Here is a 20,048-nt window from a genome sequence, read left to right as displayed (position 1 = left end):
GGGCACCGTGGTGCGTCAGGCGACGCGTGCCTCGTAGCCGGCCTCCTCGACGGCGGCGAGCACGGCCGCGTCGTCGACGGGCGCGTCGCCTGCGGTCGAGACCGCGAGGTGGCCGGTGGCGGCGCTGACCTCGATGCCGGAGACGCCGGCGATCTGGCCGACCTCGCTGCGGATCGCGCCCTCGCAGTGGCCGCAGGTCATCCCGGTCACCTGGTACTCGGTCGTCGTCATGGTCGCCTCCTGGATCCGCGGGCCCGATCGGCCCTCCGTGCTGTTACCGTGAAAGGTATACCCCAGGGGGGTATCCGCGCAAGCGGTCGCGAGGAGAGGCGGGACGGATGTCGTCGTTCGAGCAGGCAGTGCTGATCGTGGGTGCCGGGGCGGCCGGGCACGGCTGCGCCCGTGCACTCCGGACCGAAGGGTTCTCCGGGCCCATCCGACTGATCAACGGCGAGGGCGCCGCGCCGATCAACCGCACCCTCGTCGACAAGGGGGTGCTGCCCGGACTGCTGACGGCCGAGCAGATCGCGCTCCCGCCGCTGCCGGATGTCGAGGTGATCGACGCCCGCGCCGCGCGCCTCGACGGCACGGAGCGGGCCATCGTCCTGGACGACGGCCGGGTCCTGCGCGGCATCGCGGTCGTGCTCGCACCCGGCAGCGCCCCGCGCACCCTCGACGCGGCGATCGCCGTCGACCCGGCGGTGCGGCTGCACGCGATGCACCGCGCGCCGGACGCCGAGGCGCTGCGCCGCGCGATCCCCGAGCCCTCGGGCGCGAGGCTCGTCGTGCTGGGGGCGGGGTTCATCGGCGCCGAGGTCGCGAGCCACTTCGCCTCAGCGGGTGCCCGCGTCACGCTGATCGGCCGCTCGCCCCTACCGCTCCGCGCGGCCCTCGGCGCCGAGATCGCCGGGCGGCTCGCAGCGCTGCAGTCCGAGCGGGTCGACGCGCGACTGGGCGCCGAGGTCCGCGCGATCCGCGCCGCGCCCGGCGCCGGCGCCGGCGATGCCGCCGTCGTCGAGCTCTCCGACGGCACCGAGATCGCCGCCGACGCCGTGCTCGTGGCCGTCGGCTCGCGCGCGGATGCAGCGTGGGCGGGCTTCGACGGGGCGATCCCCGTCGACGACCGCCTGCGGGCCGAGGCGGGGGCGGGGATCTACGCCGCCGGCAGCGTCGCGCACCCACCGACGGGTGCGGCGCGGGCCCACCACTGGGACGCTGCGGTGGCGCAGGGCGCGCATGCGGCGCGCACGGTCCTCCACGACCTCGGGCTCGGCGACGACCCAGGTCCCTGGGCATCGACGACGGGCTTCACGCTCATGGTGCACGGCGCCGTCATCGTGGGCCGCGGCGTGCGGGGGGCGGATGCGCGCGAGACCGTCGCCGAGCTCGACGGCGGCGGGCTGCTCACCGAGTTCGCCGACGAGGGCGGGGCGCTCACGGGCGTCGCCGGCTGGAACGCCGGGCCGCACGTCGCGCGGGCCGCCGCGCGACTCTGACGCCCGGCGCCGCGGGCATCCGCCGCCGTCGGCTCAGCCCGCGGTCTCCAGCTCCGACGCCGCCTCGGCGCCGTCCATCGTCTCGGGCTCCTCGGCGATCGCCTCGACCGCCTCGGTGAGCTCGGGCTCGCGCGCCGGCCGCGGGTCGAGGTGCACGCCCGCGATCATGCAGCGCACCGAGCCGCCCGCGAGCTCGATCGTGGGGATGTCGACCGCGACGATCTCGCACGACTCCTCGATCACCGCGATCTGGTCGGGCCGCAGCGACCTGCGCGCCCGCTCCGACATGGCCATGATCGTGCGGCGGCGACCGTCGGGCCAGCGGCCCGAGAGCTCCACCGCGTTCCCGGCGAACTCGCGCACCTGCTCCTCGGTGAGCTCGACGACCTTCCGGCAGTGCACCTCGAGCCGCTCGCGCACCTCCTGCCGACGCCGCGCATCCGGGATCATGTCGAGCGCGAAGAGCGCCACGTCGGTGCCCACGCACGCGATGACGTTGGTGTGGTAGACCGGCACGCCGTCGGCGTCGACGGCGTCGAAGACCATCGGCTCGTACATGAAGTCGGTGCAGAACCGCTCGAGCACGTTCGTGTCGGCGCGGTGGCTGCGCGCCATGTACGCGACGCGCGAGACGTGGTCGAGCACCATCGCGCCGGTGCCCTCGAGGAAGATGCCGTCGGGCTCGAGCCCCGAGTAGTCGATGATCGTCTGCACCCGGTACGTGCTCTTCAGCATCTCGAGCACGTCGGTGCGGCGCTCATGCCGGCGGTTGGATGCGTACATTGGGTAGACGGCGACGGCGCCGCCGGCGTGGGTGGAGAGCCAGTTGTTGGGGAACACGCTGTCGGGGCGCGTGTGGTCCTCGTCCTCGAACACGTGCACCGTGACGCCGACCGCCCGGAGCGCCTCGGCGACCGCGTCCATCTCGGCGAGCGCCTTCGCGGCGGTCTCGTCGGGCGTCTCGCCGTCGTCGGGCTCGGCCTGGAAGGCGTTGTCGGCCGCGGTCGCCGGGTTGGGCCGGAACTGCAGCGCGCGGATCAGGATGACGGCTTCGGGGGCGGTGGCGCTCACACCTGCCGAATCTAGCGGCGCGGGCGCGCGCGTATCGGGCGTTCGCGCAAGGTGCTGGCGCGGCGAGGGGTCGCGACGGGCGAAAGCGTGCGTCTTCAGCGCCAGGGCGCTCGATTCCGGCTGCGGCGCCGCATCACGCGGGCGCGCGACCGATCCCGAGGCCGGGCTTGCGGCGATGCACGGAGAGGTAGCGGAGGCCCTCGGGGCCGGGGGTGACGGCGCGCGTGGAGCGCCGGGGCAGCCACACGATGGCGCCCGGCAGCAGCTCGAGCTCGCCGTCGTCGGTCGAGAGCGCGCCCGAGCCTGCGATCACGTGCCACAGCACGTCCTCGTCCGGGCCGGCGTGCGCCTCGATGCGCTCGCCCGGCGGCAGCGCGATCACGTTCGCGTCGAGGTGCCGCTCGGCCTCCTCGAGCCGCCAGATCGCGCCGCGGGCGTCCGGGCCGGCTGCGGCGCCGAGCTCGCCCGTCGTCGCGAGGATGCGCGAGGCGCGCACGACCGGCTCCTCGTCCGCCCCCGGCCGGGTCGCATCCGTCGTCATCGTCGCTTCCTGAGCTCGCGCTCTCAGCGCGCCTTCGCTGATGCCGAGGGTAGAGCCGCGGACGCCCGCGCGGCATGATGGCTCCATGGACCCCGTGCACCTGCCCTCGCTCGCCGACGAGCTGCTCGCCGCCGCCCGCGAGGCGAGCAGCGGGCGAGCCGGGCGGTCGATCCGATCGGGCCGCGACGCGGCGCTGCGCCAGACGGTGATGGGGCTCGCGGCGGGGCGCGGTCTCGACGAGCACGAGGCGGGCGGCGAGGCGACGCTGCAGGTGCTCACCGGCACGGTGCGGCTGCGCTGGGCCGCGGGCGAGCTCGAGGCGTCGGCCGGCGACGTGGTCGGCATCCCCGACGAGCGGCACGCGCTCGACGCGGTGACGGATGCGGCGGTGCTGCTGACGGTCGCCGTCCGGTGACGCCACCCGCGGCACCCGCGCGCATCCCAGCGGGTTCGCAGGCGTGCGCCCCTACGGTCGCGGCATGAGCCTCCCGCCGCAGGGCGCCCCGCAGCCGTGGCAGCCGCCGCAGCCGACCTGGCCGCACCCGCAGTCGATGCCGCAGCAGCTCGCCGCGCACCCTCGGGTCACGTGGCAGCAGCCCGCCGCGCCGCGCCCGCCGCTCACCGACGCGGAGCGCCGTCGGCTGCTGCGACTCGGCGCCGCGAGCGGCGCGCTGCTCGGCGTCGGGACGGCGCTCGGCGGCGTCATCCTGCTCTTCTGGGCGTTCATCGTCGGGGTCTCCGCCCTCATCACGCCCCTCGTCTACCTGTGGTCGGGCGTGAACCCGCTCGCGGACGGCATCGCCGAGATCGTGACGCCGATCACCGTCGGCGTCGTCGCCATCGGCACCGTGCTGTGCCTGCTGGGCCTGCTGCTGAGCTGGCTGCGGCTGCGGCGCTGGGGAGCGGGCCGCGCGCTCGGCATCACGGCGGCCGCGGCCGCGATCGCGACCGTGCCCGTGCACCTCGTCGCCGTGGCCGTCGCGATCGTGACCTCCCTGCTGGAGCCCGAGGGCGACCCGGCGACGAGCTTCGCCATCGCGGCGCTGGCCGCCGGGTTCATCGGCACCGTGGTCGGCGCCATGGCTGGGGCCGGGGCGTGGCGGTGGATGGGCTGGGCGCTGCGCCCGCGCGACGCGGCGCGTCGCGCCTGACCCGCCACCGGTCGAGGACGATCCAGGCCTCGCGCACGGATCGAGGACGCGCCGTCCTCATCCGGTGACGCCTCCTCGAGCCGTGCACGCAGGCGCCCCGCGGGCAGCGCCGCCTACTCGCCGCCGCCCAGGTCGAGCGTGCCCGTGTAGAACCCGTACGTCGCATCCGCCTGCCGCCCAGCCGTCTCGCGATCGACGCCGGCCGCGATCGATGCCTCGGCCCACGCGTCGGCCGCGCCCCGGTAGAAGGCGTTGCCCTCCTCGGTCGCCGCCCACGCCTCGCCCTCGGCCGGCGTCATCGCCGTGTCGGGCGAGGCCAGGTGCAGCCCGAGCCCCAGCAGGCCGCCGTCCCAGCCGACGCCGGTCGCGCCAGGACCGAAGGTCTCCCGCATCTCGGCCGGCACCTCGGTCTCGCGGGCCACGTGCTCGAGCACGAGCCGCGTGCGCTCGCCGAGGCTCGCGAGCCGCACGGTCAGCCAGGTGATGCCGCCGCCGAACTCCCACGTCGCGCGGTAGCGGGCCGCGCCGTCGGCCGGCGGCTCGCACTCGAGCACCTCGCCGCCCGCGTTGCCCTCGAGCTGGTAGCGGCCGCCGAGCCGCAGCTCGCCCGAGACCGGCAGGAACCACCGCGCGATGCGCTCCGGGCTCGTCACCGCATCCCACACGTCGTCGATCGGCGCGTCGTAGGTCTGCGCGAGGCTCTGCAGCCGCGCGGGCTCGCCATCGATCTGGGTGCCCTGCACCGTCCGGTCGACCGCGCCCAGCTGGGCCAGCACATCCACCATGGTCATCGCTCCTTCGTCGGGGTGGGGGAGGCGGGGCGGTCGCCCTCGCCGTCGTCATGGGCGGATGCGTCGGCCCGGCCGGCGTCGGAGGCGACCGGTGCCGCTGCGCCGCGCTCGCGCTCCGCTGCGAGCCGTCGCCGCCTCCGCCCGCGCGCGAGCTCGGTGTCGAGCGCGGCGAGCCTCGGGATCCAGAAGGCGTCGAAGGCGCTCAGCCACTCGCGGGCCGCGCGCGGCCCGGCCGGGTCCACGGCGTAGAGGCGCCGCTGGCCGTCGGGCCGCACGGTCGCGAAGCCCTGCTCCCGCAGCACCCGCAGGTGCTGGCTCACGGCGGGCTGGCTGATCCCGAACTCCGCGCCGATCGCGGCGGCGATCGCGCCCGCGCTCGCCTCGCCGTCGGCGAGGAGCTCGAGGATGCGTCGCCGCACGGGATCGCCGAGGACGTCGAGCGCGTGCATGGGGCAATGGTTGCATCGCGGCTTATATACGTCAACAGTGAGATGTCTCGCACGGGATAGCGTGGGGCCATGAGCGGACAGCTGGTCGACAACGCGCGGTTGCGCCGAGCGGTCGCGGCGTTCGCCGCCGACCCCAAGCCCGAGACCGTCGTGCACGTGCTGCGCGCGGCGCTCGCGGGCGAGCTGCTGCTCGACGCGACGGGCTCCGACATGGAGGTCAAGGACGGCCGCCTGCAGGAGCGCGCCCGCATCCGCATCAGCAGCCGGGTCGGCCCCGACGGCAAGCGGGCGCTGCTCGCCTTCACGAGCAACGACGAGATCGCCCGCATGCACCCGGAGGGCACGCGCGTGCAGTCGGTCGCGCAGCCGGCCTCCGCGGTGCTCGAGATGGCGAAGCGGCAGGGCGCCGGCTGGCTCTTCATCGACCCGGCCGAGACGACCGCCGCGCTCTCGTCGGCCGACATCGAGGGCGCGCTCCGTCACCCGCGCAACGAGGCCCTGCAGCGCGTCATCGCCGCGGCCGACGCAGGCCTCGCGACGCCCGCCGACGTGCTCGCGGCGCTGCGCGTCGACGCGCCGCTGCTGCTCGCCGGCGCGCTCGAGGCCGGCCAGGTGCACGAGGGCAAGCCCCGGCTGCGGGTGAGCCGGCGGCCCGACGGCACCGTCGCGCTGCTCGCCTACACGTCGGCGCCCGAGGTCGCGGCCCGCGAGCCGCGCGACGGCGTCATTCCCACCACCACCACCAAGGTCCTCGAGATGCTGCGCGGCAGCAGCACCCTCTCGTCGCTCGTCATCAACCCGGCAGGGCCGTGGGTCGAGCTCAGCGCGGAGGAGCTCGCGGGCTCCTGAGCCGCACCTCACGGCGCTGCTGAGTCGCCGACCGGGCCCCGACGCCGTGACGGTGTCGGGGCCCTCAGTCGTGCCCGCGGCACCGCCCGACACGCCGAAGCGGTTCTTTTGAAAGAACTGTTGCGAAGCGGATGCTTTGAAAGTAGTCTTTCGGATGTCGGCACCACCCAGGGACCATCGCCGGCACAGACCGAGGAGGCATCCCATGGGACGCACCGACCGCATCCGCACCACGACGCTCCGCGTCATCGGCATGAGCGCCGACGAGCGGCACCGCGCACGGCTCGAGGCGGAGCGCACCGAGCGCCGCTACGACCGCGTGCGCGCGGAGGCGATGATCCAGCGTGGTTGGATCTGAGCATGGCTGAGGAGCGCGACGCGCAGCAGCGCAGCGAGGGCCGGCACGACAAGCCCGACCTGCGCACGAGCGACCCCGCGGTGCTGCGGGCGCTCGCGCACCCGCTGCGCGTCGAGATCCTCGCCGTCATCGACGAGCTGGGCGAGGCGACGGCCACCCAGATCGCCGAGCAGGTGGGGGAGAGCCCCTCGAACTGCTCGTTCCACCTGCGCTCCCTGGCCAAGGCCGGCTTCATCGAGCGCGCCGAGGCGCAGGGCACGTCGAAGCCGTGGCGGCCCGCCCACCGCAGCCGCGACCTGCGCCCCGACCCCTCCGACCCGGCATCGCTGCGCACCTCCGCCACGATCGGCGCGCTCTACGTGCAGCACGAGGCCGCTCGCCTCGTCGACTTCTTCATGACCCGCGCCGAGGAGCCGGAGTGGGTCGAGGGCGTCACCGTCAACCTCTCGACCTTCTGGGCGACGGCCGAGGAGCTCTCGGAGCTCGCGGGCGACATCGCCCGGCTCACCGAGCGCTTCCACGGCCGCGAGGCCGACCCGGCGACCCGCCCCTCGGGCAGCCGCAAGGCCCACTTCTTCGGCGCGGTCAACCCCGACCCGGCGTCCGAGCCGACGCCGTAGCGCGCCGCCGCACCCCTCCCGCTCGTCGAGCAGCCCCCGCCCCGCTCGTCGAGTAGGCCCGCAGGGCCGTATCGAGACGACCCCGCCCCCACGACCCCCGCTCGTCGAGTAGGCCCGAAGGGCCGCATCGAGACGACCCCGCCCCCACCCCGCTCGTCGAGCAGCCCCGCAGGGCCGTATCGAGACGACCCCGACCCCGCCCCGCTCGTCGAGTAGGCCCGAAGGGCCGTATCGAGACGACCCCGACCCCGCCCCCGCTCGCCGCGCCTCCACGCCGCCGCCCCTCCCCGAGGAGACCCGCCATGACCGGCACCGCCGCCGCCACCGCACCCGTCGCATCCGCCCCCAGACCGCCGAGCCCCATGCGCCGCCCGGCGTACCGGCGCCTCATGGTCGGCTGGGTCGCCACCAACCTCGGCGACAGCGCCCTCTACCTCGTGCTCGCCATCTGGGTGAAGGAGCTCACCGGCTCCGACGCGGCCGGGGCGCTCGTGTTCCTCTTCATCGGCCTCCCTGCCCTGCTCGCGCCGTTCGCCGGCCAGCTCGCCGACCGCGTGCACCGTAGGCCCCTGCTCATCGCCACCAACCTCGGCACCGCCGCCGTCGTGCTCACGCTCCTGCTCGTGCAGGGCGCGCAGCACGTGTGGCTCATCTACGCCGCCACGTTCGGCTACGGCCTGGCCGCCTACCTCACCGCCGCGGCGCAGTCGGGGCTGCTGCGCGACCTGCTGCCCGACGAGGAGCTCGCGGGCGCCAACGGCATCTTCACCTCGATCGACAACGGCTGCCGCATCGTCAGCCCGGCGCTCGGCGCCGCGCTCTACGTCGCGGCCGGCCCATGGGCGGTCATCGCGCTCGCGACCGCCGGCTTCCTCGTCATGGCCGTGATGATGTCGACCATCCGCCTGCAGGAGTCCGAGCCGCAGCCCCGCCTCGAGGGCGAGACCTACTGGCACGAGCTCTCGGCGGGCTTCCGCGCGCTGCTCGCCGACCCGCTGCTGCGGCTGCTCACGATCGCGGTCGCCGCCGGCTTCGGCCTCACGGGCCTGCTGAACGCGACGATCTTCCCGCTCGTCGAGCACGGCCTGCAGGAGGGGCCGGCCGCCCTCGGGCCCGCCCAGGCGATCCAGGGCGTCGGCGCGCTCGCCGGCGGCCTCTGCGCCGCCTGGATGCTGCGCCGCATCGGCGAGCGCCGCCTGGTCGGCTGGGGGCTGGCGCTCCTCGGGCTCGGCACGCTCGCCGCGTGGGCGCTCGTGCAGTGGCCGCTCGCGGAGGCGTGGATGCGCTGGGCCGGACTGGGCGCGGTGCAGAGCCTCATCGGGTTCGGCGTGCCGTGGGTGATCGTCGGCGTCGTCACGCTGCGCATGCGGCTGACGCCGCCGCGCCTGCAGGGCCGCACGTCGGCGGCCCTCAACGTGTCGATCAACGTGCCGCAGATGCTGCTGCTCGCGCTCGGCTCGGCGCTGCTCGTCGTGGTCGACTTCCGCTGGCTGATCCTCGTCGCCGCCTTCGGCGTGCTGCTCGCGGCCGCCGCGGTCTGGGCCGGCCGTCGGCTCGATGCGCCCGCCGCCGGGGCGACCGCGACCCCTGGTGCGCACGCGGCATGAGGAGCACACTGGCGCCAGCGCGCGCCGGGATCGCCGTGCGCGCGACGGAGAGGCGCGCCGATGCACGAGACCCGCAGCATCCGAGTCCCGCTGGCGGTCGTGCTCGGGCTCTTCAGCGCGACGGCGTTCGCGGGCGGCATCGCGCTCATCGCCGGGTCGCTCGACCCCTCGCTCGGCCTCGCCATCGCCCCGCCCCCCGAGCTGCTCGAGGGCTCGCCGTTCGACTCCTACCTGCTGCCCGGCATCGTGCTGGCGGTCGTGCTCGGCGGCATGCACCTCGTCGCCTGCATCATGGTGCTGCGCCGGCAGCGGCACGCCGACCTCGCGGCGGTCGCGGCCGGCTTCGCCGCCCTCATCTGGATCTTCGTGCAGATGGTCTTCATCCCGTTCAGCGTGCTGCAGGCGGTCTACTTCGGCGCCGGGCTCCTCGAGATCGGGCTCGTGCTCCTGCAGCTGGGAGTGCTGCGCGGCGAGCTGTCGCCGCGCCTCGCCGGTTGAGGCGAGATGCGCCGCTCTCGGGCCGCGCATAGCAAGGCCCGGCAGGGTGGTCGGCATGACGACGCTCAGCGACTTCCAGGCAGAGGCACTCACCGGCGGCGAGGTCGACCTCGGCGCGTTCGAGGGCAAGGTGGTGCTGGTCGTGAACACCGCGAGCCAGTGCGGGCTGACGCCGCAGTTCGAGGGCCTCGAGCAGCTGCACCGCGAGCTGCAGGACGAGGGGCTCGTCGTGCTCGGCTTCCCCTCCGACTCGTTCAAGCAGGAGCACGACTCGGTCGAGCAGATCGCCGAGGTCTGCCAGCGCAACTACGGGGTCTCGTTCCCGATGTTCGCGCCGATCGCGGTCAACGGCCCCGACACGCACCCGGTCTTCCAGTGGCTCAAGGAGGAGAAGAAGGGGAAGCTCGGCGGCGCGATCAAGTGGAACTTCACGAAGTTCCTCATCGGCCGCGACGGCCGCGTGATCGAGCGGTTCGCCCCGACGACGACGCCCGACGAGCTGCGCGACGACATCGAGCGCGCGCTCGCGGAGCGCGGGAGCGCGGCGGCCTGAGGCGGCCCCACCGCCTCCCTCGCGCCGCGCGGCCGCGCTCGCCCGCCGCTCATCCGGCGCTCGTGCCCCGCGCCTCGCAGGTATAGGGCCAGTGGCCGTCATCGGCGGCGGATGAGCGCCACTGTCCCTATATTCGCGGAGCTCTGGGCGCGAGATCAGCAGCGTCGTCTCGACTCGCGCCCTGCGGGCGCGGCTCGACGAGCGGAGCGCCTCAGCCCAGCCGCTCGACGAGCGGAGCGCGGGCGCGGCTCGACGAGCGGAGCGCGGGCGCGGCTCGACGAGCGGGGCGAGCGGGGCTGAGCCTCAGCCCAGCCGCTCGACGATCGTCGCGTTCGCCATGCCGGCGCCCTCGCACATCGTCTGCAGGCCGTAGCGGCCGCCGGTCTGCTCGAGCTGCCCGAGGAGCGTCGCGAGCAGCCGCGTGCCCGACGAGCCGAGCGCGTGCCCGAGCGCGATCGCGCCGCCGCGCGGGTTCACCCGCTCGAGCGGCGCGCCCGTCTCCCGCAGCCACGCGAGCGGCACCGACGCGAACGCCTCGTTCACCTCGAACGCGTCGATGTCGCCGATCCCGAGCCCGGCCCTCGCGAGCACCTTCGCCGTTGCCGGGATGGGCCCCGTGAGCATCATGATCGGGTCGTCGCCGACGACCGACGACGCGACGAAGCGCGCTCGCGGGCGGAGCCCCAGAGCATCCGCCGTCTCGCGCGACATGATGAGCGCCGCCGACGCCCCGTCGGTGAGCGGCGATGCATTGCCGGGCGTGATGCGCCACGCGATCTCGGGGAAGCGCTCGGCGTAGCGCGGGTGCTCGAACGAGGGGCCGAGGCCCGCGAGCCCCTCGCGCGTCGTCGCGGCACGCACCGTCTCGTCGACGCGGTGCTGCCGCCCGTCGCCGAGGTCGATCGGCACGAGCTCGCCGTCGAAGCGCCCGCCGGCGCCGGCCGCCGCCGCGAGCTCGTGCGAGCGGGCGGCGAAGTCGTCGAGCTCGGCGCGCGACAGCCCCCACTTCGCCGCGATGAGCTCGGCCGAGATGCCCTGGTGCACGAGCCCGTCGGGGTAGCGCTCGGCGAGCCGCGAGCCGTGGATGTCGCGCTCGATCGCCGCCGTGCCGAGCGGGATGCGGCTCATCGACTCGACCCCGCACGCGATCACGACGTCCTGCGCGCCGGCCATGATCGCCTGCGCCGCGAAGGTCGCCGCCTGCTGGCTCGAGCCGCACTGCCGGTCGACGGATGTGCCGGGCACGTGCTCGGGGAAGCCGGCCGCGAGCAGGGCGTTGCGCGTGACGTTGCCCGACTGCTCGCCGACCTGCTGCACGCAGCCGCCGATCACGTCGTCGATCGTCGCCGGGTCGATGCCGGTGCGCGCCACGAGCTGCTCGAGCACCGAGGCGAGCAGGTCGACGGGGTGCACCCCCGAGAGCGCTCCGCCGGGCTTGCCCCGGCCCGACGCGGTGCGCACCGCGTCGACGATCACTGCCTCACGCATCCGTCACCCTCCCGCCGGTCGCGCGCCGCTACGGCTTCGCGCGCTTGGCGATGTCGCGGCCGATGATCTCCTTCATGATCTCGGTCGTGCCGCCGTAGATGGTCTGCACCCGCGAGTCGCGGAACGCGCGCGCGATCGGGTACTCCTCCATGAAGCCGTAGCCGCCGTGCAGCTGCAGGCTGCGGGTGATGACCCGCTGCTCGAGCTCGGTCGCCCACCACTTCGCCTTCGATGCGTCGACGGTCGTCAGGTGCCCCTCGTTGAGCGCGAGCACGCAGCGCTCGAGGTAGGCGCGCGCGATGTCGAGCTCGGTCTCGAGCTCGGCGAGCGTGAACCGCACCGTCGGCAGGTCGCCGACCAGGCCGCCGAACGCCGAGCGCTGGAAGACGTAGTCGCGGCCCCACGCGTAGGCGGCCTCGGCCGACGACAGCGCGCCGGTCGCGATCGAGAGCCGCTCGCGCGGCAGCCGCTGCATGAGGTAGACGAGCCCCATGCCGGGCTCGCCCACGACGTTGGCGTCGGGGATGCGCACGTCGCGGAAGAAGAGCTCGGCGGTGTCCTGCGAGTGGAGGCCGACCTTCTCCAGCTTGCGGCCGCGCTCGAAGCCGGCCATGCCCTCCTCGACGAGGAAGAGCGTGAAGCCGCGGGAGCCCGCCGCCGGGTCGGTGCGCGCGAAGACGAGCACCTTGTCGGCGTGGATGCCGTTGGTGATGAAGGTCTTCGAGCCGTTCAGCACCCAGCCGTCGCCGTCGCGGACGGCGCTCGAGTGGATGCCCTGCAGGTCGCTGCCGGCGCCGGGCTCGGTCATGCCGATCGCGCCGATCGAGGTGCCGGCCGCCATGCCCGGCAGCCACCGCTCCTGCTGCTCGGGGCTCGCGAGGTCGAGCAGGTACGGGATGACGATGTCGTCGTGCACGCCGAGCGTGGCGTTGAGCGCCGCCGCGCCGACGCGCGCGAGCTCCTCGCTGATCACCATGCGGAACCGGTAGTCGTCGACCTCCATGCCGCCGAAGCGCTCCGGGATGGCGATGCCGATCAGGCCCGCCTCGCCCATCCGCCGGTAGAGGTCGCGGTCGATGAGGCCGTCGCGCTCCCAGTCGTCGTAGTGCGGGGCGACGTGGCGCGCGGCGAACTCCCGCACGCTCTCGCGGAACGAGGCGTGGTCGTCGTCGTAGTAGTCGGAGCGCATCCGATCCTCCTATCTCGGCGCCATGCGGATGGCGCCGTCGAGCCGGATGGTCTCGCCGTTCAGCATCGGGTTCGCGACGATCTGCGTCACGAGCAGGCCGAACTCGGCGGGGTCGCCGAGCCGGGCCGGGTGCGGCACCTGCTGGCCGAGCGAGATGCGCGCCGGCTCGGGCAGCGCCGCGAGCAGGGGCGTGTCGAACAGGCCCGGGGCGATCGTGTTGACGCGGATCCGCAGCGCCGCGAGCTCGCGCGCGATCGGCAGCGTCATGCCGGCGACGCCCGCCTTCGACGCGGTGTAGGCGGCCTGCCCGATCTGGCCGTCGAAGGCGGCGACGGATGCGGTGCTCACGATCACGCCCCGCTCCTCGCCGATCGGCTCGGTGCGCGCCATCCGCTCGACGGCGAGGCGGATGACGTTGAAGGTGCCGACGAGGTTGATGTCGATCACCCGCTGGAACTGGGCCAGCGGGAACGGCCCCTGCTTGCCGAGCACCTTCGCGGCGTCGCCGACGCCGGCGCAGTTGACCACGACGCGCAGGTCGCCGAGCGCGTCGGCGGCGTCGAGGGCGGCCGAGACCTGCGCCTCGTCGCGCACGTCGGCGGCGACCACGGTCACGCCCTCGATCGCTGCGGCCGCCTCGGCGGCGGGCGTGCCGCCCAGATCGAGCACCACGACGCGCGCGCCCTGCGCGAGCAGTGCCTTCGTGGTCGCGAGGCCGAGCCCCGATGCTCCGCCGGTGACGAGGGCCACCTGTCCCGTGATGTCCATGCGCACCCTTCGCGGGCGCCGCCGTCGGCGCCATCGCCCCTGACGGTAGCGACCGCATCCGCTCTTCCTCAACCGCCCGGGCCGCCCGTCGCGCCCCGCCGCCTCCTCGTCGCCGTTCGTCAACCGGCCCAGTGCACGGCCGGCCGGACTATCCGGCCGGCGCCACACCTGGCCGGTCGACGAACGATGCGCGGGCAGATGGCATCGCCGGCGCTGGCGCGCCGCGAGCCCGGGATGGTAGATATGTGGACGTCCATCTATCTGCGTGGACGCACAACGGATGCGACGAAGGGGTCGTGAGCGCATGTCCGCCACCAGCACCGCCGGCACGATGGCCGCCCAGGCCACCGCCGAGGAGCGCGCCGCGCTCGTCGAGGCGGTGCGCGACTTCGCCGAGGCGCGACTCGCGCCCTTCGCGAACCAGCGCGACGCCGACAAGGAGTTCCCCGTCGAGACGCTGCGCGAGGCCGGCTCGCTCGGGCTCGGCGCGATCGTCGTCGGCGAGGACGTCGGCGGCTCCGGCCTCACCCGCGCCGACTCCGTCGCCATCTACGAGGAGCTCGCCCGCGGCGACGTGGCCGTCGCCGCCTACCTCTCGATCCACAACATGGTCGCGTGGATGATCGACGAGTTCGGCACCGACGAGCAGCGCCAGCGATGGCTCCCGCGCCTGTGCTCGATGGACGACCTCGCGAGCTACTGCCTCACCGAGCCCGGCGCCGGCTCCGACGCCGCCGCGGTCGCCACCACGGCCGTGCGCGACGGCGACGACTACGTGCTCACCGGCACGAAGCAGTTCATCTCGGGCGCGGGCTCGTCGGCCGTCTACGTCGTCATGGCGCGCACGGGCGGCAGCGACCCCGACCGGCAGGGATCGCGCGGCATGACCGCGTTCATCGTGCCGGGCGACGCATCCGGCCTCTCCTTCGGCCCCGACGAGCACAAGATGGGCTGGAACGCGCAGCCCACGCGCCAGGTGATCCTCGACGGCGTGCGCGTGCCCGCCGGCGACCGGCTCGGCGAGGAGGGCGACGGCTTCGGCATCGCGATGCGCGGCCTGAACGGCGGCCGCCTCGGCATCGCCGCGTGCTCGATCGGCGGCGCGCAGTGGGCGCTCGAGCGCAGCATCGCCTACGTCAAGGATCGCTCGACGTTCGGCCAGCCGCTCGCGTCGCGGCAGCACGTGCAGTTCCAGATCGCCGACATGGAGACCGAGCTGCAGGCCGCGCGCGCGCTCGTCGAGCGGGCCGCGGCGAAGCTCGACGCGAAGGATCCCGACGCGCAGGTCGCGTGCGCGATGGCCAAGCGGTTCGCGACCGACGCGGGCTTCCGCGTCGCCGACGAGGCGCTGCAGCTGCACGGCGGCTACGGCTACCTGCACGAGTACGGCATCGAGCGCGTCGTGCGCGACCTGCGCGTGCACCGCATCCTCGAGGGCACCAACGAGATGATGCGCATGATCGTCGGCCGCGCCATGCTGGGGGCGCGATGACCGAGCCGACCCCGAGCGCGAGCACGAGCGCGCCGCCCGCCGAGCACGAGCACGTGCGCGTCGAGCGCCGCGGCGCGCTCGGCGTGATCGTGCTCGACCGGCAGCGGGCGCTCAACGCGCTCACGCACGCGATGGTGCGGGGCGTGGCGGATGCGCTGCGCACGCTGGCCGCCGACGACGCGGTCGAGCGCGTGGCGATCACGGGCGCGGGGGAGCGGGCGCTCTGCGCCGGCGGCGACGTCGTGAGCCTGCGCGACGACGTGCAGTCGAACGGCGGGCGCGGCGCGGCGCGCTTCTGGCGCGACGAGTACGCGATGAACGCCGCGATCGCGCGCTTCCCGAAGCCCGTCGTCGCGATCCAGCACGGCATCGTGCTCGGCGGCGGCGTCGGCATCTCGGGCCACGCGAGCCACCGCGTCGCCACCGGCAGCACCCGCATCGGCTTCCCCGAGGTGACGATCGGCTTCGTGCCCGACGTCGGCGCCACCTGGCTGCTCACGCGCCGCAGCGGCGAGCTCGGCACCCGCGCGGCGCTCACGGGCGACCACTTCGGCGCAGCCGACGCGATCGCGCTCGGGCTCTCCGATGCGCACGTGCCCGACGACCGCGTGCCAGAGCTGCTCGCGCTGCTCGAGACGACGCATCCGGACGACGCCGTCGCGCGCCTCGCGACCGCCCCGCCCGCCGGCACGCTCCAGGCGAACCGGCCGCTCATCGACCACGCCTTCGCCGGCGACGACCCGGCGCTCATCGTCGCGCGGCTGCGCGCCGCCGGCGACGAGGGCGTCGCGATGGCCGACACCATCGCGCAGCGCTCGCCCTTCGCCGTCGCGGTGACGCTCGCGGCGCTGCGTCGCGCGCGTCGGCTCGGCTCGCTCGAGGAGGCGCTCGTGCAGGAATTCCGGGTCTCGCGGCACGTGTCGCTCGCGCCCGACTTCGCCGAGGGCGTGCGCGCGCAGCTCGTCGACAAGGATCGCCGGCCGCGCTGGCGCCCGGCCTCGCTCGCGGGCGTCACGCCTGCGATGGTGGAGGCCTGCTTCGCCCCCGTGCCCGAGGGCGACCTGGCACTGCCCACCCGACCGCAGCAGGAGGAGCGCGCATGACCGAGCTCGAGACCATCCGCGTCGAGCGGCGCGAGCGCGTCGCCTGGATCCACCTCGACCGTCCCGAGGCGCTCAACGCCCTCAACGCGCAGCTCATGCGCGAGCTCGTGGCGGTCGCGACCGAGCTCGACGCCGACGACGGCGTCGGCGCGATCGTGGTGAGCGGCTCCGAGAAGGCGTTCGCCGCCGGCGCCGACATCAAGGAGATGGCCGACCGGTCGGCCGCCGAGATGCGGCAGAGCGGGGTGGATGGGCGCGGCCACTTCGAGGCGTGGCTCGACTTCGCGCACGTGCAGACGCCGGTGATCGCCGCGGTGTCGGGCTACGCGCTCGGCGGCGGGTGCGAGCTGGCGCTCATGTGCGACATCATCCTGGCCGCCGACACCGCCGTCTTCGGGCTGCCCGAGCTGAGCCTCGGCGTGATCCCAGGCATCGGCGGCACGCAGCGGCTCGTGCGCGCGGTCGGCTACCCGAAGGCGGCCGAGATCATCCTCACCGGGCGGCGCGTGCGCGCCGAGGAGGCGGAGCGCATCGGGCTCGTCTCGCGCGTCGTGCCCGCGGCCGAGCTGCTCGACGAGGCGCAGTCGGTCGCCGCCGGCATCGCGGCGAAGTCGCTGCCGGCCCTGCGCGCCGCGAAGGCGGCGATGGATGCGGCGCTCGAGGTGCCGCTCGAGCAGGGCATCGCCGTCGAGGCCGAGCTCTTCACCGGCCTGTTCGACACGGCCGACCAGAAGGAAGGGATGGCGGCGTTCCGTGAGAAGCGCGAACCGAGCTTCCGGCACCGTTGAGCCGCCCGAGACCTCGCGTCACAGCGGCTCGGGCAGCTCCGGCGGATCCTCGAAGTCGCCCGCGCGCTTGCGCAGCCGCGCGATGATGCGCACCAGGTCGGCCGCGTCGGCCTCGTCGAGGCCGACGTCGGCGAACGCCTGCGCGTTGAGCGCCTCCGTGGCCCGCTCGACGAGCTCGCGCCCCGCATCCGTGATCGCCAGCACCGTCGCCCGCCCGTCGGTCGGGTGCTTCTCGCGCCGCACGAGCCCGTCGCGCACGAGCCGGTCGACCGTGCTCGTGACGCTCGTCGGGTGCACCTGCAGGCGCGCGGTCGCCGAGCCCATCGGCATCCGCCCGTCGCGCGTGAACGCGAGCAGCCGCAGCACCTCGAAGCGCGCGAACGACAGCGCGAACGGCCGCAGCGTCGACTCGACCGGCGCGACGAGCAGCTGCTGCGCCCGGTTCACCGAGGTCACGAGCACCATGCCCGGCACCGCATCCGCCCACCCGTGCGCGAGCCACTGGCGGCGCGCCTCGGCGATCGGATCGATCGGCATCGCGGGTCTGGCCAAGGGCTCCTCCTCGTCGAGCATCACCGTAGCCGAGGCGCGAGTCGCCGACACACCGAAGGGATCGCGATGAAGATCGTCGTGCTCATGAAGCCCGTGCCCGACACCTGGGGGCCGCGCGTGCTCAGCCTCGAGACCGGGCTCGCCGACCGCGCGGCGAGCGAGACGGTGCTCGACGAGATCGGCGAGCGCGCCCTCGAGGCGGCGCTGCGGCACGCCGAGTCGGCGTCCGACGTCGAGGTGGTCGTGCTGACGATGGCGCCCGAGGCCGCGCAGGCGACGCTCCGCAAGGGGCTCGCGATGGGCGCAGCCTCCGCGGTGCACGTCGCCGACGAGCGGCTCGCGGGCGCCGACCTCGGCCGCACCGCCGAGGTGCTCGCCGCCGCCCTGCGCCGAGGCGGCTTCGACCTCGTCATCGGCGGCGACGCATCCACCGACGGCGTCGGCGGCGTGCTCGTGCCGTGGCTCGCCGAGCTGCTCGACGTGCCCGCCATCACGCGGCTCGAGTCGCTCGAGATCACGGCGGATGCGGTGCGCGGCACCCGGGCGACCGACGGCGGGTCGATGGTCGCGCAGGCCGCGCTCCCGGCGATCGTGTCGATCACCGAGGCGCTGCCCGACCCGCGCTTCCCGGCGCTGCGCGGCATCATGAACGCCAAGAAGAAGCCGGTGGAGCAGCTCACCCTCGACGACCTCGAGGTCGAGGCCGACGAGACGGCGTCGCCGCGCTCGATCATGACCGCCGTCGCCGAGCGGCCGCCGCGCGCCGCCGGCGAGATCATCACCGACGAGGGCGACGCCGGCGAGCGCATCGCCGCGTTCCTGGCCGACCGGAGGCTCGCATGACGCACCCCATCCTCACCGTGCTGCCCGCCGCGCCCGGCGGCGGCCTCCCCGCCGGCGCCGCCGAGGTGCTCGGCGCGGCCTCCGAGATCGGCACGCCCGTCGCGGTCGTCGTCGGACCGGCGGATGCGCTGGCCGGCCTCGCCGAGCAGGCCGCCGCCCTCGGCGCGACGGCCGTGCACACGGCGGTCGCGGACGGCGACCAGCTGGGCGTGCCCGCGCTCGATGCCGCGGCGGCGGCGGTCGCGCTCGTGCAGCCCGACGCCGTGCTCGTGCCCGCGACCATCGAGGGGCGCGACGTCGCCGGCCGCCTCGCCGCGCGGCTGGGCGCTCCGCTCGCGGCCGACGTCGTCGGCGTCTCGCGCGACGACGAGGGCGTGGTGGTGCGGCACTCGGTCTACGGCGGCGCCTACGACGTCGACTCGGCGGCCACCTTCGGCCCGCTCGTCGCGACCGTGCGGCTCGGGGCGGTCGACGCGCGCGCCGAGGCGGCGACGCCCGACGTGCACGAGCTCGCCGTGGAGGCGTCGGGCCGCCGCGCGGCGGTCGTCGAGGGCTTCGAGCCGGCGCCGCAGACCTCGTCGCGCCCGGATCTGCGCAGCGCCAAGAAGGTCGTCTCGGGCGGCCGCGGGCTCGGCTCGAAGGAGCAGTTCGCGCTCGTCGAGCAGCTCGCCGACGCGCTCGGCGCGGCCGTGGGCGCCTCGCGCGCCGCGGTCGACGCGGGCTACGCCGAGCAGTCGCTGCAGGTGGGGCAGACGGGCACGTCGGTCTCGCCCGAGCTCTACCTCGCGGTGGGCATCTCCGGCGCGATCCAGCACCGCGCGGGCATGCAGACGGCCAAGACGATCATCGCGATCGACAAGGATGCGTCGGCCCCGATCTTCGAGGTCGCCGACCTCGGCGTCGTGGGCGACCTCTTCACGATCGTGCCGCAGCTGATCAGCGCCCTCGAGGCGCGGAAGGGCTGAGCGTGCCCGAGCCGATCGTCGTGCGCCGCGGGCTGCCGCGCGCGCCCGGCGGCGAGCCCTGGCCGCCCGGCGGAGCGGTGGCGCCGGTCGCGCCGGAGCCGGCCGCGCCGCCGGTGGCCGAGGCGCCGGTGGCCGAACAGCCTGTCGCCGTGGCCGAGCAGCCGGTGCCAGCGCAGCCGGTCGCCGTGGCCGAGCCGGTCGCCGGTACCGATCCGCGGGTCGCGCCTGCGGCAGGAATGCGCCGCGGACTGCCGAGGGTGCCGGGCGGGGAGCCGTGGCCGGATGCCGCCCCCCGCTCGTCGAGTAGGCCGCAGAGCGGCCGCATCGAGACGACCCCCGCACCCGGCGCCCCGGATGATCTCGAGACGCGGCCTGCGGCCGCTCCTCGATCAGCGGAGGAGGAGTCGCGGCCCGCGGCGGCGGTCGCTGCCGGGACCGCAGCTCCCGCGCTCGACGGGTCCACGTCGATCCGCCGCGGCCTCCCGCGCGTCGCCGGAGGCGAGCCCTGGCCCGCTGCGGCGGCCCGAGCAGCGAGCCCTGCGCCCAGTGCGACGGGTGATCTCGAGACGCGGCCTGCGGCCGCTCCTCGATCAGCGGAGGAAGCGGCGCCGCCGGCGGCGGCCCCCACCCGCTCGTCGAGCCCGGCGCGGAGCGCCGGAGTCGAGACGACCCCCGCGCAGGGTGCGGCAAGTGATCTCGAGACGCGGCCTGCGGCCGCTCCTCGATCAGCGGAGGAAGTGCCGCGGCCTGCGGCCGCTCCGCGATCAGCGGAGGAAGCGGCGCCGCCGGCGGCCACCTCCACCCGCTCGTCGAGCCCGGCGCGGAGCGCCGGAGTCGAGACGACCCCCGCGCAGGGTGCGGCAAGTGATCTCGAGC

Annotated in this window: 23 protein-coding genes; 14 read left to right on the top strand and 9 right to left on the bottom strand. The window is 75.0% G+C overall.

Going from position 1 to position 20,048, the window contains the following annotated elements; all coding sequences use genetic code 11:
- Positions 1-15: 15 nt before the first annotated feature.
- A complete protein-coding gene (locus AC1RNL_RS12385) occupies positions 16-231 on the bottom strand; it encodes a heavy-metal-associated domain-containing protein (RefSeq protein WP_128189037.1) in 216 nt (71 codons plus the stop codon).
- Positions 232-338: 107 nt separating this feature from the next.
- Between AC1RNL_RS12385 and AC1RNL_RS12380 the strand changes: the two genes are divergently transcribed.
- Positions 339-1,496, top strand: coding sequence for an FAD-dependent oxidoreductase (locus tag AC1RNL_RS12380; protein WP_246993124.1), 1,158 nt, complete (start codon positions 339-341; stop codon positions 1,494-1,496).
- Between the two features lie 33 nt (positions 1,497-1,529).
- Here the strand turns inward: AC1RNL_RS12380 and ctlX are convergent, their stop codons facing one another.
- Both ctlX and AC1RNL_RS12370 read right to left on the bottom strand, forming a co-directional pair.
- A complete protein-coding gene (gene ctlX, locus AC1RNL_RS12375) occupies positions 1,530-2,567 on the bottom strand; it encodes a citrulline utilization hydrolase CtlX (RefSeq protein ID WP_492935406.1) in 1,038 nt (345 codons plus the stop codon).
- Between the two features lie 133 nt (positions 2,568-2,700).
- A complete protein-coding gene (locus AC1RNL_RS12370) occupies positions 2,701-3,108 on the bottom strand; it encodes a cupin domain-containing protein (RefSeq protein ID WP_128189045.1) in 408 nt (135 codons plus the stop codon).
- Positions 3,109-3,193: 85 nt separating this feature from the next.
- On the opposite strand from AC1RNL_RS12370, the gene AC1RNL_RS12365 reads away from it, so the two are divergent.
- Both AC1RNL_RS12365 and AC1RNL_RS12360 read left to right on the top strand, forming a co-directional pair.
- Positions 3,194-3,523: a cupin domain-containing protein gene (locus AC1RNL_RS12365; RefSeq protein WP_128189046.1), complete on the top strand. Its 330-nt coding sequence runs from the start codon at positions 3,194-3,196 to the stop codon at positions 3,521-3,523.
- Positions 3,524-3,587: 64 nt separating this feature from the next.
- Positions 3,588-4,259 carry a hypothetical protein gene (locus AC1RNL_RS12360; RefSeq protein WP_128189047.1) on the top strand — a complete coding sequence of 224 codons (672 nt, stop codon included), beginning with the start codon at positions 3,588-3,590 and terminating at the stop codon, positions 4,257-4,259.
- 113 nt (positions 4,260-4,372) lie between these two features.
- On the opposite strand, the gene AC1RNL_RS12355 is transcribed toward AC1RNL_RS12360, so the two are convergent.
- Positions 4,373-5,044: an SRPBCC domain-containing protein gene (locus tag AC1RNL_RS12355; RefSeq protein WP_492935433.1), complete on the bottom strand. Its 672-nt coding sequence runs from the start codon at positions 5,042-5,044 to the stop codon at positions 4,373-4,375.
- A 2-nt stretch (positions 5,045-5,046) separates the two neighbouring features.
- Positions 5,047-5,499, bottom strand: a complete 453-nt coding sequence (locus AC1RNL_RS12350; protein ID WP_492935405.1) for an ArsR/SmtB family transcription factor — start codon at positions 5,497-5,499, stop codon at positions 5,047-5,049.
- Between the two features lie 69 nt (positions 5,500-5,568).
- On the opposite strand from AC1RNL_RS12350, the gene AC1RNL_RS12345 reads away from it, so the two are divergent.
- The 6 genes from AC1RNL_RS12345 to AC1RNL_RS12320 all read left to right on the top strand — a co-directional run bounded on the left by AC1RNL_RS12345 (position 5,569) and on the right by AC1RNL_RS12320 (position 9,984).
- Positions 5,569-6,348: an SseB family protein gene (locus tag AC1RNL_RS12345; RefSeq protein ID WP_492935404.1), complete on the top strand. Its 780-nt coding sequence runs from the start codon at positions 5,569-5,571 to the stop codon at positions 6,346-6,348.
- Between the two features lie 205 nt (positions 6,349-6,553).
- Positions 6,554-6,706 (top strand): hypothetical protein, encoded by a 153-nt coding sequence (locus AC1RNL_RS12340; protein WP_164877077.1) that lies wholly within the window; start codon positions 6,554-6,556, stop codon positions 6,704-6,706.
- Positions 6,707-6,708: 2 nt separating this feature from the next.
- On the top strand, positions 6,709-7,326 hold the full coding sequence (locus AC1RNL_RS12335) for an ArsR/SmtB family transcription factor (protein ID WP_128189050.1): 618 nt from the start codon (positions 6,709-6,711) through the stop codon (positions 7,324-7,326).
- Positions 7,327-7,628: 302 nt separating this feature from the next.
- Entirely contained in the window at positions 7,629-8,933 is a 1,305-nt protein-coding gene (locus tag AC1RNL_RS12330) for an MFS transporter (protein WP_492935403.1), read from the top strand.
- Between the two features lie 60 nt (positions 8,934-8,993).
- Positions 8,994-9,431, top strand: a complete 438-nt coding sequence (locus tag AC1RNL_RS12325) for a hypothetical protein (RefSeq protein WP_492935402.1) — start codon at positions 8,994-8,996, stop codon at positions 9,429-9,431.
- Positions 9,432-9,486: 55 nt separating this feature from the next.
- Positions 9,487-9,984, top strand: coding sequence for a glutathione peroxidase (locus AC1RNL_RS12320; RefSeq protein ID WP_400531567.1), 498 nt, complete (start codon positions 9,487-9,489; stop codon positions 9,982-9,984).
- Positions 9,985-10,287: 303 nt separating this feature from the next.
- On the opposite strand, the gene AC1RNL_RS12315 is transcribed toward AC1RNL_RS12320, so the two are convergent.
- From AC1RNL_RS12315 to AC1RNL_RS12305, 3 genes are read right to left on the bottom strand one after another with little or no spacing between them, the layout of a single operon-like run.
- Positions 10,288-11,472, bottom strand: a complete 1,185-nt coding sequence (locus AC1RNL_RS12315) for a thiolase family protein (RefSeq protein ID WP_492935401.1) — start codon at positions 11,470-11,472, stop codon at positions 10,288-10,290.
- Positions 11,473-11,500: 28 nt separating this feature from the next.
- On the bottom strand, positions 11,501-12,661 hold the full coding sequence (locus AC1RNL_RS12310) for an acyl-CoA dehydrogenase family protein (protein WP_492935400.1): 1,161 nt from the start codon (positions 12,659-12,661) through the stop codon (positions 11,501-11,503).
- 9 nt (positions 12,662-12,670) lie between these two features.
- Complete coding sequence (locus tag AC1RNL_RS12305) at positions 12,671-13,429, bottom strand: SDR family NAD(P)-dependent oxidoreductase (RefSeq protein ID WP_128189056.1); 759 nt, start codon at positions 13,427-13,429, stop codon at positions 12,671-12,673.
- Between the two features lie 304 nt (positions 13,430-13,733).
- Here AC1RNL_RS12305 and AC1RNL_RS12300 point away from each other — a divergent pair, with 304 nt between their 5' ends.
- The 3 genes from AC1RNL_RS12300 to AC1RNL_RS12290 are packed head-to-tail and all read left to right on the top strand — an operon-like array spanning position 13,734 to position 16,812.
- Complete coding sequence (locus AC1RNL_RS12300) at positions 13,734-14,921, top strand: acyl-CoA dehydrogenase family protein (protein WP_492935399.1); 1,188 nt, start codon at positions 13,734-13,736, stop codon at positions 14,919-14,921.
- Positions 14,918-16,024, top strand: a complete 1,107-nt coding sequence (locus tag AC1RNL_RS12295; RefSeq protein ID WP_492935398.1) for a 3-hydroxyisobutyryl-CoA hydrolase — start codon at positions 14,918-14,920, stop codon at positions 16,022-16,024. The genes AC1RNL_RS12300 and AC1RNL_RS12295 overlap by 4 nt, the downstream gene beginning before the upstream one ends.
- Positions 16,021-16,812, top strand: a complete 792-nt coding sequence (locus AC1RNL_RS12290) for an enoyl-CoA hydratase-related protein (RefSeq protein WP_492935397.1) — start codon at positions 16,021-16,023, stop codon at positions 16,810-16,812. Before AC1RNL_RS12295 ends, AC1RNL_RS12290 begins: the two co-directional genes overlap by 4 nt.
- 18 nt (positions 16,813-16,830) lie before the next feature.
- Here AC1RNL_RS12290 and AC1RNL_RS12285 read toward each other — a convergent pair whose 3' ends face one another.
- Positions 16,831-17,364 (bottom strand): MarR family winged helix-turn-helix transcriptional regulator, encoded by a 534-nt coding sequence (locus AC1RNL_RS12285; protein WP_146355860.1) that lies wholly within the window; start codon positions 17,362-17,364, stop codon positions 16,831-16,833.
- Positions 17,365-17,430: 66 nt separating this feature from the next.
- Here AC1RNL_RS12285 and AC1RNL_RS12280 point away from each other — a divergent pair, with 66 nt between their 5' ends.
- Together AC1RNL_RS12280 and AC1RNL_RS12275 are read left to right on the top strand one after the other, a co-directional pair.
- Entirely contained in the window at positions 17,431-18,207 is a 777-nt protein-coding gene (locus AC1RNL_RS12280; RefSeq protein ID WP_492935396.1) for an electron transfer flavoprotein subunit beta/FixA family protein, read from the top strand.
- Complete coding sequence (locus AC1RNL_RS12275; protein ID WP_492935395.1) at positions 18,204-19,172, top strand: electron transfer flavoprotein subunit alpha/FixB family protein; 969 nt, start codon at positions 18,204-18,206, stop codon at positions 19,170-19,172. Before AC1RNL_RS12280 ends, AC1RNL_RS12275 begins: the two co-directional genes overlap by 4 nt.
- Positions 19,173-20,048: the final 876 nt, after the last annotated feature.

Source organism: Agrococcus sp. GW821-FHT14H11, assembly GCF_058803545.1.
Note: the sequence above shows the minus strand (reverse complement) of the source record. Positions and strands in the feature narration are given on the sequence as shown.

What these genes read in the sequence shown, in the direction of transcription:
- AC1RNL_RS12350 (WP_492935405.1), bottom strand. Translation starts at nt 5,499, where the DNA reads ATGCACGCGCTCGACGTCCTCGGCGATCCCGTGCGGCGACGCATCCTC.
- AC1RNL_RS12290 (WP_492935397.1), top strand. Translation starts at nt 16,021, where the DNA reads ATGACCGAGCTCGAGACCATCCGCGTCGAGCGGCGCGAGCGCGTCGCC.
- AC1RNL_RS12370 (WP_128189045.1), bottom strand. Translation starts at nt 3,108, where the DNA reads ATGACGACGGATGCGACCCGGCCGGGGGCGGACGAGGAGCCGGTCGTG.
- AC1RNL_RS12330 (WP_492935403.1), top strand. Translation starts at nt 7,629, where the DNA reads ATGACCGGCACCGCCGCCGCCACCGCACCCGTCGCATCCGCCCCCAGA.
- AC1RNL_RS12305 (WP_128189056.1), bottom strand. Translation starts at nt 13,429, where the DNA reads ATGGACATCACGGGACAGGTGGCCCTCGTCACCGGCGGAGCATCGGGG.
- AC1RNL_RS12385 (WP_128189037.1), bottom strand. Translation starts at nt 231, where the DNA reads ATGACGACGACCGAGTACCAGGTGACCGGGATGACCTGCGGCCACTGC.
- AC1RNL_RS12280 (WP_492935396.1), top strand. Translation starts at nt 17,431, where the DNA reads ATGAAGATCGTCGTGCTCATGAAGCCCGTGCCCGACACCTGGGGGCCG.
- AC1RNL_RS12300 (WP_492935399.1), top strand. Translation starts at nt 13,734, where the DNA reads ATGTCCGCCACCAGCACCGCCGGCACGATGGCCGCCCAGGCCACCGCC.
- AC1RNL_RS12325 (WP_492935402.1), top strand. Translation starts at nt 8,994, where the DNA reads ATGCACGAGACCCGCAGCATCCGAGTCCCGCTGGCGGTCGTGCTCGGG.
- AC1RNL_RS12365 (WP_128189046.1), top strand. Translation starts at nt 3,194, where the DNA reads ATGGACCCCGTGCACCTGCCCTCGCTCGCCGACGAGCTGCTCGCCGCC.
- AC1RNL_RS12355 (WP_492935433.1), bottom strand. Translation starts at nt 5,044, where the DNA reads ATGGTGGATGTGCTGGCCCAGCTGGGCGCGGTCGACCGGACGGTGCAG.
- AC1RNL_RS12295 (WP_492935398.1), top strand. Translation starts at nt 14,918, where the DNA reads ATGACCGAGCCGACCCCGAGCGCGAGCACGAGCGCGCCGCCCGCCGAG.
- AC1RNL_RS12320 (WP_400531567.1), top strand. Translation starts at nt 9,487, where the DNA reads ATGACGACGCTCAGCGACTTCCAGGCAGAGGCACTCACCGGCGGCGAG.
- AC1RNL_RS12360 (WP_128189047.1), top strand. Translation starts at nt 3,588, where the DNA reads ATGAGCCTCCCGCCGCAGGGCGCCCCGCAGCCGTGGCAGCCGCCGCAG.
- AC1RNL_RS12340 (WP_164877077.1), top strand. Translation starts at nt 6,554, where the DNA reads ATGGGACGCACCGACCGCATCCGCACCACGACGCTCCGCGTCATCGGC.
- AC1RNL_RS12315 (WP_492935401.1), bottom strand. Translation starts at nt 11,472, where the DNA reads ATGCGTGAGGCAGTGATCGTCGACGCGGTGCGCACCGCGTCGGGCCGG.
- AC1RNL_RS12275 (WP_492935395.1), top strand. Translation starts at nt 18,204, where the DNA reads ATGACGCACCCCATCCTCACCGTGCTGCCCGCCGCGCCCGGCGGCGGC.
- AC1RNL_RS12380 (WP_246993124.1), top strand. Translation starts at nt 339, where the DNA reads ATGTCGTCGTTCGAGCAGGCAGTGCTGATCGTGGGTGCCGGGGCGGCC.
- AC1RNL_RS12335 (WP_128189050.1), top strand. Translation starts at nt 6,709, where the DNA reads ATGGCTGAGGAGCGCGACGCGCAGCAGCGCAGCGAGGGCCGGCACGAC.
- AC1RNL_RS12345 (WP_492935404.1), top strand. Translation starts at nt 5,569, where the DNA reads ATGAGCGGACAGCTGGTCGACAACGCGCGGTTGCGCCGAGCGGTCGCG.
- AC1RNL_RS12310 (WP_492935400.1), bottom strand. Translation starts at nt 12,661, where the DNA reads ATGCGCTCCGACTACTACGACGACGACCACGCCTCGTTCCGCGAGAGC.